The sequence below is a fragment of the Brachybacterium kimchii genome (assembly GCF_023373525.1).
Classification (GTDB): Bacteria; Actinomycetota; Actinomycetes; order Actinomycetales; family Dermabacteraceae; genus Brachybacterium; species Brachybacterium kimchii.
In genome coordinates this window covers 310513-323276 of sequence record NZ_CP097218.1, presented here as the reverse complement: position 1 = coordinate 323276, position 12764 = coordinate 310513, and the positions used below count along the sequence as shown (strand labels likewise).

11 protein-coding genes are annotated in these 12764 nt (G+C 74.3%); all 11 read right to left on the bottom strand.

Going from position 1 to position 12764, the window contains the following annotated elements; translation table 11 throughout:
- Window positions 1–62: 62 nt before the first annotated feature.
- Window positions 63–2045 (bottom strand): DUF3367 domain-containing protein, encoded by a 1983-nt coding sequence (locus tag M4486_RS01475; RefSeq protein WP_249479218.1) that lies wholly within the window; start codon window positions 2043–2045, stop codon window positions 63–65.
- On the bottom strand, window positions 2042–3619 hold the full coding sequence (locus M4486_RS01470; RefSeq protein ID WP_249479217.1) for a glycosyltransferase: 1578 nt from the start codon (window positions 3617–3619) through the stop codon (window positions 2042–2044). The genes M4486_RS01475 and M4486_RS01470 overlap by 4 nt, the downstream gene beginning before the upstream one ends.
- A gap of 14 nt (window positions 3620–3633) precedes the next feature.
- The gene (locus M4486_RS01465) at window positions 3634–4653 is read right to left on the bottom strand and encodes a Gfo/Idh/MocA family protein (RefSeq protein WP_249479216.1); all 1020 of its coding nucleotides are present in this window, start codon (window positions 4651–4653) and stop codon (window positions 3634–3636) included.
- Window positions 4650–5765: a DegT/DnrJ/EryC1/StrS family aminotransferase gene (locus M4486_RS01460; protein WP_249479215.1), complete on the bottom strand. Its 1116-nt coding sequence runs from the start codon at window positions 5763–5765 to the stop codon at window positions 4650–4652. The genes M4486_RS01465 and M4486_RS01460 overlap by 4 nt, the downstream gene beginning before the upstream one ends.
- Complete coding sequence (locus M4486_RS01455) at window positions 5762–6496, bottom strand: acyltransferase (protein ID WP_249479214.1); 735 nt, start codon at window positions 6494–6496, stop codon at window positions 5762–5764. Before M4486_RS01455 ends, M4486_RS01460 begins: the two co-directional genes overlap by 4 nt.
- A 27-nt stretch (window positions 6497–6523) precedes the next feature.
- Window positions 6524–7045 carry a 5-(carboxyamino)imidazole ribonucleotide mutase gene (gene purE / locus M4486_RS01450; protein ID WP_200503055.1) on the bottom strand — a complete coding sequence of 174 codons (522 nt, stop codon included), beginning with the start codon at window positions 7043–7045 and terminating at the stop codon, window positions 6524–6526.
- On the bottom strand, window positions 7042–8244 hold the full coding sequence (locus M4486_RS01445) for a 5-(carboxyamino)imidazole ribonucleotide synthase (RefSeq protein ID WP_429798315.1): 1203 nt from the start codon (window positions 8242–8244) through the stop codon (window positions 7042–7044). Before M4486_RS01445 ends, purE begins: the two co-directional genes overlap by 4 nt.
- A gap of 9 nt (window positions 8245–8253) precedes the next feature.
- Window positions 8254–9672, bottom strand: a complete 1419-nt coding sequence (locus M4486_RS01440; RefSeq protein ID WP_249479213.1) for an ATP-binding protein — start codon at window positions 9670–9672, stop codon at window positions 8254–8256.
- Between the two features lie 3 nt (window positions 9673–9675).
- Window positions 9676–10380, bottom strand: coding sequence for a response regulator transcription factor (locus M4486_RS01435; RefSeq protein WP_214651225.1), 705 nt, complete (start codon window positions 10378–10380; stop codon window positions 9676–9678).
- Between the two features lie 64 nt (window positions 10381–10444).
- On the bottom strand, window positions 10445–11677 hold the full coding sequence (locus tag M4486_RS01430; protein WP_249479212.1) for an adenylate/guanylate cyclase domain-containing protein: 1233 nt from the start codon (window positions 11675–11677) through the stop codon (window positions 10445–10447).
- Window positions 11674–12630: a biotin--[acetyl-CoA-carboxylase] ligase gene (locus tag M4486_RS01425; protein ID WP_249479211.1), complete on the bottom strand. Its 957-nt coding sequence runs from the start codon at window positions 12628–12630 to the stop codon at window positions 11674–11676. The genes M4486_RS01430 and M4486_RS01425 overlap by 4 nt, the downstream gene beginning before the upstream one ends.
- Window positions 12631–12764 lie beyond the last annotated feature (134 nt).

Here is a 12764-nt window from a genome sequence, read left to right as displayed (position 1 = left end):
GCGGGCCGCACCGGGTGCGCTCACGCTACCGTGCGCGGTCCGTGAGGACCCTGCGCGGGCCGTCAGCACAGGGGCTCGATCTCATAGAGGGCGTAGGGGCCCTCGCGGTCGACCAGACGCAGCTTGGAGCGAGGGATCTTCGCGAGGCCCTCCCACAGCACGGACGCCTCGGGGGCGATCGCCTCGCCGGAGTCCGGGGAGGTGTCGACGTAGAGGTGGGTGGGACCGACCTTGTGCAGGGAGGTGCACACCTTCGGATCGCGGTCGGCCTTGAAGGCGTAGCGGGCGACGCGGCGCGAGTCCAGCGACTGCGGCTCGGCGAGGGTGGGGAACACGGTCTCGACGCCGCCGAGCGACCAGTACAGGCCCTCGCCGTCGCGCGGGTTGCCGATCACCACGGCGTCCTCCGGCAGCGCGGCGGCGGAGCGCTCGATGAAGTCGCGCTCCTCAGGGGTCGCGTAGGAGGCGATCTGGACGCCGTAATCGGTGTAGGCGAGGGAGCCGGCGAAGGGCAGGCGCCCGGGCAGCACGGCCGCCACGAGGGAGACGAGCGCGAGGACCGCGAGGGCCGACGTCCCGCGCGGGGACCGGCGCCCCTCCCCCGCGGCGTCCATGTCCCGCGTCCACAGCGCATCGAGTCCGATGGCCGCGAGGGCGACGAGAGCGCACATGAGCAGCGGGGCGATCCGCTCGCGCGCTCCGTACCAGGGGTTCACCCACGTGCGCGCCCAGATGGAGTCGAGATTCGTGAGGATGCTCAGGCCGAGCGCGAGGGCCAGCAGCACGATCGCCGTGGCCCCCAGCCGTCGGCGTTCGCGCACCGCCTGCACCGCGCCGAGCAGCGCGAGCGCCCACACCGCGAGGATCGGCCATTGGAAGCTGCCGAGCGCGGAGACGCGGGGTCGGTCGGTGACCAGGGAGGCGAGGAATGCCGTCCACGGCCACGGGCGGGCGGTGGTGAGGTCCATCGAGGCGAGCAGCAGGTGCGAGGTGATCCCGTAGGCCAGGAGCACGATCGCGATCGCCGTGAGCTCGAGGACCCCGCGGCGGCGCGTGCGGGCGCGCACCACGTCGAGGACGCCCTGGGCGAGGATCCCCGCGAGGAGGGCGACGGCGAGCGAGAAGAGCGTCGAGGGGTGGGCCGCGACCGCCCCGACGAGGAGCAGGGCGCAGGGCCAGAGCTCGGCGGCGCGGCGCTCACCGCTGCGCACGGCGCGGTGGATCGCCCACAGCGCGCCGAGGGCGGGCGGCAGGCACAGCGACCCCAGGGCCGAGGGCCACAGTCCCATCACCAGGATCATCACCGGCAGGGAGAGGAACATCGGTGCGCACAGCGCCGCCAGCATCGGCAGCACCCGGACCTCGCGCAGGGTGCCCCGGCCGCCCTGGAGCAGCGCGACCATGGCGCCGAGGGCGCCCGGGATCGCGGCGACCATCGCGAGGGCCATGGCGTTGGCGGCGGTGATCGCGTCACCGGGGAGCAGGGCGGCCAGCACGTCCCAGCCGGCGGGATAGAACGTGGTCTCGTGGTAGATGCCCTGCAGGGCGGTGAACAGGAAGGCGTCGCGGTCCGCGCGCACGAAGGCGATCGCGGCGATGTGGAACGACGCGTCGTAGCTGCCGTTCAGGGTGTCGATGCCGCCCATGTGGCGGGCGGCGGAGCCCGCCGTCAGCAGGCCCAGGGCGAGAGCGACAGCGCCCGGGGCGATCGCGAGCACGAGCGCCCGCGGGCGCCGGCGCGACGACGGCCCGACGCGGCCCCCGTCGGCCCGTCGGCGCCCGCCCCGGGCCCGCCGGATCAGCAGGCGCGCGCCGAGCACGAGAGCGAGCACCACGAGCAGCTGGACGCCGGCGGCGGCCGGCGTCCACGGGAGGCCGAGCAGGTGGTCGAGGGCGCCGAGGACGACGGCGAGCAGCACGGTGATCGCGGGGGCGGCTCCCCAGCGCCACCCGATGCGGGCCCCGCCCGCGACGAGGAGCAGCGCGCCGGGGGCGCACAGCAACGCCCAGGCTCCCACCGCGGGGAGGAGCCAGTCCCAGGTCATCGGGGCGTCGATCCGGTCGGCTCCTCGCCTGCCGACTGCTGCGGGGAGAGCGCCTCGGCGTACCGGCGGGTCACGGTCGCGGCGGTGCGGCGCTCGACGACCCACGCCCGCGCCTCGGCGGAGACCTCGGTGAGGGCGCCCTCGCGCTCGATGCGCAGCACGCGCTCGACGGCCTCCTCGAGGTCCTCGACCACCCAGCGGTCGGGGTAGATGACGCCTGCGCCGCCGTAGGGGCGGGCATCGGGCCAGTTCCTGATGAGCGGGACGCAGCCGGCCGCGATGCCCTCCATGACGGCCTCGTGGACGCCCTCGTGCAGCGAGGAGGAGATGATCCAGCCGGCCATCGCGAGCAGTTCGGGCACGTCCGAGCGGGCGCCCAGCACCTGCACGGCGCCCGTGGGGAACTGTGCGATGCGTCGGCGCACGCGGGCCTGGAACGCGGTGTCCTGCGCGGGGTCCTCGGGCAGCCCGGGGCCGATGAGCTGCAGGCGATGGCGCGGGTCCTCGGCGCGCACGCGCTCCAGCAGGTCCAGGGTGAACAGCACGTCCTTGACGGGACGCAGCCAGCCCACCTGGGCGAGCAGGTGCGGGTCCCGGTCCCCGCGCGGCTCCGGGCCCAGCCCGTAGGCGAGGAAGTTGTCGACCCCGATGATCTCGCCCGCGCGCTCGAGGTTCGGCGTGAGGTGCTGGATGAGGGTGCGCACGTGCGGGGAGACGAACAGCACCCGGTCGACGACGTCGAAGACCGTCAGCAGCGGGAAGGGGGTGTAGGCCTCGAAGCGGTGGATGCGCGCGGCGGTGAGGCGCGGCATGTCCGCGAGCAGGGAGACCCAGGTGAGCACGTGGTGTCCCCACTCCACGAGCACCACGTCGGCCCAGTCGAACGGCTCGGCCAGGGCCGCGGGCGTGGGCAGGCGCCGCCCCGTGCGGGCGAGCTCCATGCGCGCGCGCAGCACGCGCTCACGGGTGGGCCGCTCGGCGGGCGGGAGGTCGTCGACCTCGAAGCGACGCACCTCGAAGCCGTCCTCCTCGAGGGCGGCGATGACGGGGTTCACGAAGGTCCAGTTGCGCTGGGCGATGACGAGCAGGCGCACGGGGGCGGCGTCCTCCGCCCCGTCCGCTCCCGGCGCGGCCGCGCGGTCCCGAGGGTCGGGGCGGGAGGGCCCTTCGTCGTGCGCGGGCGGGGCGAGCAGGAGTCTGCCCACCGCGCTCGCCCGCACGGGCGCGAGGAACCGCTCGGGATCGGTGATCAGCGGGGAGTCCGCGAGCCCGTAGTGGAGGGAGGCGTGGTAGGCGACGCGCAGTGCCTTGTCGAACCACTCGACGGCGCCGTCGTCGTCCCCGCGCGCGAGCAGCGCGTCGGCCCGCCGCAGCTCGGCGAGCATCTCCTCGCGCCAGGCGGCCGGGACCTCGCCGCGGTCCATGCGCCGGGTCAGGCGGAGGTAGCGCGCCCGTGCGCCGACGCCGCCGGGGAGCACCGAGGCGGCCCTGACGCCCGCGCCCAGGGCGCGGCGCCGCAGCGTCGCGAGGCCGGACTGCAGCGTCGTCGGGGACGTCGTGCGCTGAGCGCTCATGCCCTCCCCCGCTCTCACGAGGCGACGTCGTCGGGGCGGACGATCCGTCCCTCGCGGGCCGAGCACAGCACGGCCTCGACGGCGCGCACGGTCTGCAGGCCCTCGCGCATGGTGACGATGTTCGAGGGATCTCCGGCGACGGCGTCGCGGAAGGCCTCGTGCTCGGTGCGCAGCGGCTCGGTGCGGCGCAGGGAGTAGCGGACCATGTCGCCCTCGCTGACCCCGCGGAAGGAGGCCATGGAGTCCCAGAGGTTCGTGGCGCTCTCGCCATTGGCGTAGAACGTGAGGTCGGCGTTGACGGTGTCCGCGACCAGGGCCCCGTTCTCGCCGGTCACCACGGTCACGCGCTCCTTGAAGGGCGAGAGCCAGTTCACGAGGTGGCTGGTGATGGTGCCGCTGGCGAGCTGACCGGTGACCGAGACCATGTCCTCGTCCTCGCGGCCGGAGCGGCGCGTGGAGAACGCCGCGACCTGCGCGAAGTCGCTGCCGGCGACCCAGGCGGTGAGGTCGAGGTCGTGCGTGGCGAGGTCCTTGACCACGCCCACGTCGGAGATGCGGGCGGGGAAGCCGCCCTGGCGGCGGGTGGAGATCTGGAAGATCTCCCCGAGCTGGCCGTCGGCCAGGCGCCGCCGCATCTCCTGCAGGGCCGGGTTGAAGCGCTCGATGTAGCCGACGGCTCCGACGAGGCCCGCCTGCTCGTACGCGGCGGCGATCTCCTCGGCCTCGGCGACGTCGAAGGCCAGCGGCTTCTCGACGAGGCAGTGCACGCCCGCCTCGGCGAAGGTGAGCGCGACGTCGCGATGGAACTGGGTGGGCACGGCGATGACGGCGTAGTCGATACCCGCGTCGACCAGGGCGCGCGCGTCGGGCAGCACGTCGTAGCCGGGGGCCGCGCCGTGCGGGTCGCCCTGCGGATCGGCGACGGCGACGAGCTCGACGCCCTCGAGGGCGCGCAAGTTGCGGGCGTGGTGGCGGCCCATCATCCCCAGCCCGATGAGGCCGGCGCGCAGGGGCCGACGATCCTCCGTGCTCATGCGGCACCCCCGGCGGCGACGGCGGCGACCGCGGCGACGATGCGCTCGAGGTCGTTCTCGGTGAGGCTCGGGTGGACCGGCAGGGACAGCACCTCGCGGGCGGCCCGCTCGGTGACCGGGAGGTCGAGGTCGAGGCCGAAGGAGGGCAGGCGGTGCACGGGCGTCGGGTAGTAGACGCCGCATCCCACCCGATGCTCCTCGCGCAGGGCGGCCGCGAAGGCGTCGCGCTCGGCGGCGCTCGCGCCGTCGAGGCGGATCGTGTACTGGTGGTAGACGTGCTCGGCCCCCTCGCGCACGACGGGCGCGACGACCCCGGCGATGCCTGCGAGACCCTCGTCGAGGGCGGCGGCGTTCGCCCGGCGCTGCGCGGTCCAGCCGACGAGCCTGGTGAGCTGGACGCGGCCGATGGCGGCGTGCAGGTCGGTCATGCGGTTGTTGAAGCCGGCGACCTCGTTGGCGTACTGGACCTCCATGCCCTGGTTGCGCAGCAGGCGCACGGCCCGGGCGAGCTCCTCGTCCTCGCAGGCGACCATGCCGCCCTCGCCGCTCGTCATGTTCTTCGTGGGGTACAGGGAGAACATGCCGAAGCGGCCGAAGGTGCCGACCTGCCGGCCCTTCCAGGTGGCGCCGTGCGCCTGGGCCGCGTCCTCGGCGACCCACAGGCCGTGGCGGCCCGCGATCTCGGCGATGGTGTCGATCTCGGCGGGGTGACCGTAGAGGTGCACGGGCTGGATGCCCACGGTGCGCTCGGTGATCGCGCCCTCGATCGCGGAGGGGTCGATGCAGAAGGTGTCCAGGTCGATGTCGACGAAGACGGGGGTCGCGCCGGTCACGGCGACGGAGTTCGCGGTCGCGGCGAAGGTGAAGGAGGGCACGATGACCTCGTCGCCCGGGCCGAGGCCCAGGGCGACCATGCCCAGGTGCTGCCCGGAGGTGCCGGAGTTCACGGCGACCGTGGGGCGGGAGCCGGCGAGCTCGGCGGCGAACTCCTCCTCGAAGGCCGCCACCTCGGGACCCTGCGCGACCATGCCGCTCCTCAGCACCCGGTCCACGGCCTCGCGCTCCTCGTCCCCGATGATGGGGCGGGCAGCGGGGATCATCTGCTCGCTCATGCGTGCTCTCCGTCCGTCGTCTCGTCCTGCTTCTCGGCCCCGGCGTCGGCGGCGAGGGTGAGCCCGCCCGTCGTCTCGTCGGCCACATACCACTCGCCCGTCGTCGGGCACACCCAGGCGTCGGTCCCGTCGGAGGCCGGCTCGAGCTTCTCCCCCGAACGGCCCACCCAGGCGATGCGGCGGGCGGGGGCGCCCGCGACCAGGGCGTGGGGCACGACGTCGCGGGTGACGGTCGATCCCGCGGCCACCATCGACCAGGCGCCGATGGTGACGGGGGCGACGCAGACGGCGCGCGCGCCGATCGAGGCGCCCGCCTCGCAGGTGACGCCTACCGGCTCCCAGTCGGCGGCGGACTTCGGGGAGAGGTCGGGGTTGACCGCGCGCGGCCGATGATCGTTGGTGAACACGGCGGCAGGGCCCACGAAGACGCCCTCGGCGAGCGCCGCGGGCTCGTAGACGAGCGCGTAGTTCTGCACCTTGCAGCCGTCGCCCATGCGCACGCCGGTGCCGATGTAGGCGCCGCGGCCCACGATGCAGTCGCGTCCCAGCCGGGCGTCCTCGCGCACCTGGGCGAGGTGCCAGATCGCGCTGCCCTCGCCGATGCGGGCGGTCTCGGCGACGTCGGCGGAATCGACGACGCGCACGCCCTCGCGCGAGGCGGCCGGGCGGTCGGCGGGTCCGTCGGACGAGCCGGCGGGCGACCCGCTGGACGACTCGGAGGTCTCGTTCATACCCCCGAAGATATCGGAGGGCGCCCGTCAGGACAGGGACGAGCGCAGCGACTCGCCCTTGGCGTGCGCAAGGTCGCGCAGCTCGCCCTGGAACTCGCGCATGCGCTCGCGCAGGCGCTCGCCCTCGGCGTCGTCGGCCGCCCCGAGGATGCGGGCGGCGAGCAGCCCGGCATTGCGGGCGCCGCCTATGGAGACGGTCGCGACGGGCACCCCGGCGGGCATCTGCACGATCGAGAGCAGGGAGTCCATGCCGTCCAGGTGCGCGAGCGGCACGGGCACGCCGATCACGGGCAGCGGGGTGAGGGCGGCGAGCATGCCGGGCAGGTGGGCGGCTCCGCCGGCGCCCGCGATGATCACGCGCAGGCCGCGGTCCGCCGCGGTGCGGCCGAAGTCGACCATGTCCTCGGGCATGCGGTGCGCGGAGACCACGTCCACGTGCACGTCCAGACCGAACTCGGCGAGGGCGTCGCGGGCGGGGCCGAGCGTCGGCCAGTCGGAGTCCGAGCCCATCACGATCGCGACGCGCGGGGCGTCCTGGGGCGTGGTCATGCGTTCTGCTCCTCGTGCACGGCGTCGATGATCAGTCGCTCGGCGCGGTGGGCGCGCGCGAGCAGGTCCGCGGGATCGCTCCCGGCGAGGGTCACGTGGCCGACCTTGCGGCCGGGCCGCACGGACTTTCCGTACAGGTGGACCTTGAGCCCGGGGTCCCGCTCCATCGCCTCGCGGGCGCCCGCGGCGAGGTCCTCGCGCGTCCCGCCCAGCAGATTCACCATCACCGCGTGCGGGGCGCGGGGCGCGCTCGCACCCAGCGGGAGGTCGGCGACGGCCCGCAGGTGCTGCTCGAACTGGCCGGTGACGGCGCCGTCCATGGACCAGTGACCCGTGTTGTGCGGCCGCATGGCGAGCTCGTTGACGAGCACCTCGCCGCCCGCGGTCTCGAACAGCTCGACGGCCAGCATGCCGGTGACGCCCAGGTCCTCGGCGATCCGCAGGGCGAGCTGCTGGATGCGCTCCTGGTCCGCGGGACCGAGGTCCGGGGCGGGGGCGAGCACCTCGAAGCACACGCCGTCCTTCTGCGTCGAGCGCACCACCGGGAAGGCGAGCATCTCGCCGCCCGGTCGGCGGGCGACCTGCGCGGAGAGCTCGCGGGTGAAGGGCACGAGCTCCTCGACGAGCAGCTCCTCGTGGTCCTCGAACCAGTCGGCGACGTCGCTGCCGGCGGAGACGACGCGCACGCCGTGGCCGTCGTAGCCGCCGCGCGGGGTCTTCACCACGGCGCGGCCGGCGGTGCCGAGCTCGGCGAGCGCGGCGTCGACGTCGGCCGCGGAGGCGGCGCGCCACCAGCGCGGGCAGGGGTGCCCGAGCGCGCCGAGGCGCTCGCGCATGAGCACCTTGTCCTGGGCATGGACGAGGGCGGCCGGTCCCGGCCGCACGGCGGCGAGGCCGTCCCGCTCGATGCCCTCGAGGATGCGGGGCGGCACGTGCTCGTGGTCGAAGGTGAGGACGTCGACCTCGGCGGCGAGCGCGCGCACGGCCTCCTCGTCGTCGTGACGGCCGATCCGCACGTGGGCCGCGCCCTGCGCGGCGGATTCCGCGGGGTCGGTGGCGAGCACGGTGAGCGGCAGTCCCAGCTCGATCGCGGGACCCAGCATCATCCGCGCGAGCTGCCCGCCGCCGATGACGCCGATGCGCGGCGCCGCGGGGCCGCTGGTGGGGACGGGGTCGTTCTCAGGGATGTCGGGGAGCACGCCCCCATCCTAGGAGCGGGTGCGGTCCTCGGGCGCCGACGTCCGGGCCGACGCGCGAGCGCGGTGGCCGTGCCCGCCGCTCCCCCGCCGGCGGCGCGGCAGCACCGCACCCTGCGGGAGGGAGCCCAGCTCGTCGGTCGACTCGCCGCCGAGCACCGTGTCCTCCTCGCCCGCCGTGTCCTCGTCGGGAGCGGAGATGAGGAAGACGCCGAAGGTCGCGGGCTGCTCGCTGAGCAGCTCGAGGCGCCCGCCGTCGTCCTCCACGAGAGTGCGGGCGAGGGCGAGGCCGACGCCCGTGCCGGAGGTGCGCCCCGAGACCGAGCGCTCGAAGACGCGCTTGCCGAGCGCCGGGTCGATGCCGGGCCCCTCGTCGGAGATCTCGACGACCGTGGACTTCTCGTTGCGGCGCACCTTGACCAGGGTGCGCCCACCGCCGTGGGTGAGGGAGTTCTCCACGAGGGTCGCGACGACCTGCGTGAGCGGTCCCGTGGATCCCCAGACGGCTGCGGCGCGCGGCACCTGGATGCGCAGCTCGCGGCCCGCGGCCCGGTACGCCGGGGACCACTCCTCGCTCTGCTGGGTGAGCACGGTGCGCAGCTCGACCACGCCGGGGGTGCGGCGCTGGGAGGAGCGGGGGGCGTTGATGAGGTCGTGGACGACCTCGGTGAGGCGGTCGATCTGCTCGAGGGAGATCCGTGCCTCGTCGCGCACCCACTCCTCGGAGCTGGTGGCGAGGATCTCGTCCAGGCGCATGGAGAGCGCGGTGAGCGGTGTGCGCAGCTGGTGGGAGGCGTCGGAGGCGAGTCTGCTCTCGGCCTCGAGGCGCTCGGTGAGCTGGGCTCCGGAGTTCGCGAGCTCCTCGGCGACGGTGTCGATCTCGGTGATGCCGCTCGGGCGCCAGGGGCCGCGGGCGCGGCCCGAGCCCATCTCCTCGGCGCGCCGGGTGAGGCGGGCGAGCGGCGCGGAGATCCGCTGGGCCTGCCAGAGGGCGACGGAGACGCCGATGGAGATCGCGGCCAGCCCCGCGACGATGATGAGCACGGCGGCGCTCGCGGTGTGGGCGCGCACGTCGGCCTTGGTGATGGTGACGGTGACGTTCACGCCCGAGGTGCCGGGCGTCGAGATCACCTTCGTGCTGTTGCCCGGGTCCGGGCCCGCCTCGATCGTGCGGCCCTCATAGGTCACCGTGATGTGCACGGCCAGATCGGGCTGGGAATCGGCGATCTGCTGGAGCATCGCCTTGTCGATGGGCCGGTCGTCGCTGATGCGCTTCTCGGCGTTGGTGCGGACCTCGTTGGCGATGGAGGTGGCGCGCGCGGTGAGGTTCTGGTCGGTCAGCTGAAGCCACGAGTACGCCAGCGGGATGCCCAGCAGCAGGACCGTGAGGATGACCGTGATGACCGTCGCCTGCAGCACTCGCGTGCGCACGCGTCAGCTCCCGTCTCCGGTCTCGAAACGGAAGCCGACGCCGCGGACGGTGGTGATCCTGCGGGGATTGGTCGCGTCATCGCCCAGCTTGCGGCGGAGCCAGGAGATGTGCATGTCGAGGGTCTTGGTCGAGCCCCACCACTCGGCGCCCCAGACCTCGCGCATGAGGTCGTCGCGGGTGACCACGCTGCCGGCCTCGCGCACGAGCACCGTGAGCAGGTCGTACTCCTTGGCGGAGAGGCTGAGCTCCTCGCCGTCGACGTAGGCGCGGCGCGCGGAGACGTCCAGGGACACACCGTTGACGTCGAAGGCGCTCGTGGACTCCTCGACGGTCTGGGCGCGTCGCAGCAGGGCGCGGATGCGCGCCTGCAGCTCGCCCAGCCGGAAGGGCTTGGTGACGTAGTCGTCCGCGCCGGCGTCGAGGCCGACGACGGCGTCGACCTCGTCGGCGCGGGCGGTGAGGATGAGGATCGGGGATTCCAGACCGCCCTTGCGCAGGCGCCGAGCGACCTCGAGGCCATCGAGGTCCGGGAGTCCCAGATCCAGGATGACCAGGTCGATCGGGTCCCCGGCGGCGGCGATGCCGAGGGCATCCATACCGCGCGAGGCGCGCGAGACCGTGTAGCCCTCGCGGTCGAGCGCGCGGGACAGCGGTTCGGCGATCGCGGAATCGTCTTCGACGAGCAGCAGTCGTGTCACAGGAGGCATCCTACGTCCCGACCTGTGCGCCTGCTCCGAGGCGCGAGCGCGGACCCCCTCCCGGGCCCCCGCATCACAGGCCCATGTCCAGCGGCTCGGAGGTGCCGCGGGTGAGCGCGACGGCCTCGACCGTGCCGATCCCGTGCAGTTCGGTGGGGCGGATCTCGGAGGCCCGGAACCCGCCGGGCAGCGCGCGCTCGACGGCCTCGGCCGTGGCGAGGTCGATGAGCACCCCGCCCGGGTCGGCGACGCTCTCCAGGCGCGCCGAGAGGTTGACCGTCGGCCCGAAGACATCGCCGTAGCGGGAGAACATCGACCCCCAGCACATGCCCACGCGGGCCGAGGGCAGATCGGGGTCGTCGCGGATCGCCTCGGCGATCGACACCGCGATCTGGGCGCCGTCCTCGGGCGCGTCGGCCAGGAACATGATCTCGTCGCCCACGGTCTTGACCACGCGGCCGCCTCCCACGGAGATGATGTCGCGGCAGGTGACCTCGAACTGGGTGACGACGTCCGCCAGCTCCGCCCCGCCGAGCGAGCGCGAGAGGCGCGTGAACTGCACGAGGTCGGCGAAGCCGACCGCGCGGTTCAGGGGGAACACCTCGTCGTGGGTGCCGTTCTCACTGGCCTGCAGCACCTCGGAGCCGGCCCGCGCGGAATAGGCGGCGAGCTGGCGGCGGAAGGTGAACAGCACCTGGGTCTCGAGGGTCTCGATGAGCTGGGGGACGGTCTCGAGCATCTGCTCGCGCGCCTCGCCGTCGTCCTTCCCGTCGCGGGTCTTGGCCTCCTCGACGAGGGCCTCGGTGATCCACATGGCCAGGCGGCCCATGTGGTACCCCAGCCCGCGGGAGATCGAGGTGAAGGCCCGCTCGGAGATCGCGCCGTCGTCGACCATGGCGACGAGGTCGCCGATCGCGAAGGCATCCTCGTCGGTGAAGACCACGGTGTCCTCGTCGACGGGGCCGAAGCCGAGGGAGCGCCAGTAGGTGGAGATCAGGCGCTCGGGGATGCCCTGCTGCTCGGCGAGGTCCCGGCGCGAGTGCTCGCGCGGGCCCTGCAGGAGCACGCGCTCGAGGGCGCCCACGCTGCGGCGCACCGACTGGAAGCGGCGGTTGAGCGCGGCCATCTCCTCCGGGGAGATCTCGGCCTCGCGCAGGTTCTCGGAGCCCTCGAGGTCGTCGAGCGCGGCGAGGGCGTCGTGCGGGACGCGCTCACCGGGCGCGGCGTCCTCGGGCTCCACGTCGAGGTCGGCGTCGCGGGCGTCGGGCTCGAGGTCCGAGGCGAGGTCCGGGTTCTCGTCGGTCACGGATGGGTCTCCTGGATGTCGTCGGGGGAAGCAGGGGCGGAGGTCGCGGCGGTCGCACCGGGCGGCGCCGGCGGCGGGTCGCCGTCGAGGGTGCGCAGATGCCGCACGTCGCCGACCGAGACGACCCGCTCCGCACCCTCGGGCAGGCCCAGCACGAGCCGGCCGTCGGCGTCCAGGCGCAGGGCCCGGGCCGTGGCGCCGCCGTCCGGCATGTGCGCGGCGGGCGCGCGCGAGCCGGGGACGGACGTCGCGGAGAGGTCGTCGAAACGCACCTCGCGCCCCAGTGTGAGGCACGCCATACCATAGCGTTCCCGCTGGCCGCTCGCCATCGCGTCCCCCTCGTGGGCGTCCAGGAGGGCGAGCTCGCGCTCGACGCCCTCGGCGATCGCCGCGGCGAGGGCGCGCGCCGCGGCGTCCCGCGCGGACGCGACGGGTCCCGGGTCCGCAGAGGCGATGCCGTCCTCGCCCCAGAGCCAGGCCGGGGGCAGTGCCGAGGCGTCGGCGAGCTCGACGGGGCCGGCGAGGTTGACCCCGATGCCCACCAGCACGTGACCGGGCCCGTCGCCCTCGAGAAGAATGCCGCCGAGCTTGCGCGCATCGGCGGTGAGCAGGTCGTTGGGCCACTTGAGTCCGATGCCCCCGCCCGCGCCGGTCGCACCGCGCAGGGCCTCGAGCGCGCCGAGGCCCGTCACCAGCGGGTACCAGGAGCGCATCCCGGGCCCGATCCCGCTCGCGCGGACGAGCGTGAGAGCGAGTCCTCCGCCCGGCGGCGTGCTCCACGGACGTCCGAGGCGCCCGCGCCCGCTGCGCTGGTCCCGCGTGAGGACCGCGAACGGGGGCTCGACCCCGGAGCGGAGCAGATCACGGGCGGCGTCCTGGGTGGACGAGGTGTGGGCGAGGACATGCAGAGCGGGTGCGCGCCCTCCCCGCGTCGTCGACTCGCTGCTGGCCATGCCCGTTCCCGTCCTCCCGCTCGTCCTGGATCGCGTGCGCCCTCCAGGGGCCCGCGACCTGCCCGCGGCGCCCCGGGTGCAGAGGCGCAGCGCCTGGGTAGCGTAGTATCCCCGTGTTTCCCCGACGGTCCGCA

Coding starts and splice junctions, on each gene's coding strand:
- M4486_RS01455 (WP_249479214.1), bottom strand. CDS start 6,496: ATGAACGAGACCTCCGAGTCGTCCAGCGGGTCGCCCGCCGGCTCGTCC.
- M4486_RS01465 (WP_249479216.1), bottom strand. CDS start 4,653: ATGAGCACGGAGGATCGTCGGCCCCTGCGCGCCGGCCTCATCGGGCTG.
- M4486_RS01460 (WP_249479215.1), bottom strand. CDS start 5,765: ATGAGCGAGCAGATGATCCCCGCTGCCCGCCCCATCATCGGGGACGAG.
- purE (WP_200503055.1), bottom strand. CDS start 7,045: ATGACCACGCCCCAGGACGCCCCGCGCGTCGCGATCGTGATGGGCTCG.
- M4486_RS01475 (WP_249479218.1), bottom strand. CDS start 2,045: ATGACCTGGGACTGGCTCCTCCCCGCGGTGGGAGCCTGGGCGTTGCTG.
- M4486_RS01425 (WP_249479211.1), bottom strand. CDS start 12,630: ATGGCCAGCAGCGAGTCGACGACGCGGGGAGGGCGCGCACCCGCTCTG.
- M4486_RS01435 (WP_214651225.1), bottom strand. CDS start 10,380: ATGCCTCCTGTGACACGACTGCTGCTCGTCGAAGACGATTCCGCGATC.
- M4486_RS01470 (WP_249479217.1), bottom strand. CDS start 3,619: ATGAGCGCTCAGCGCACGACGTCCCCGACGACGCTGCAGTCCGGCCTC.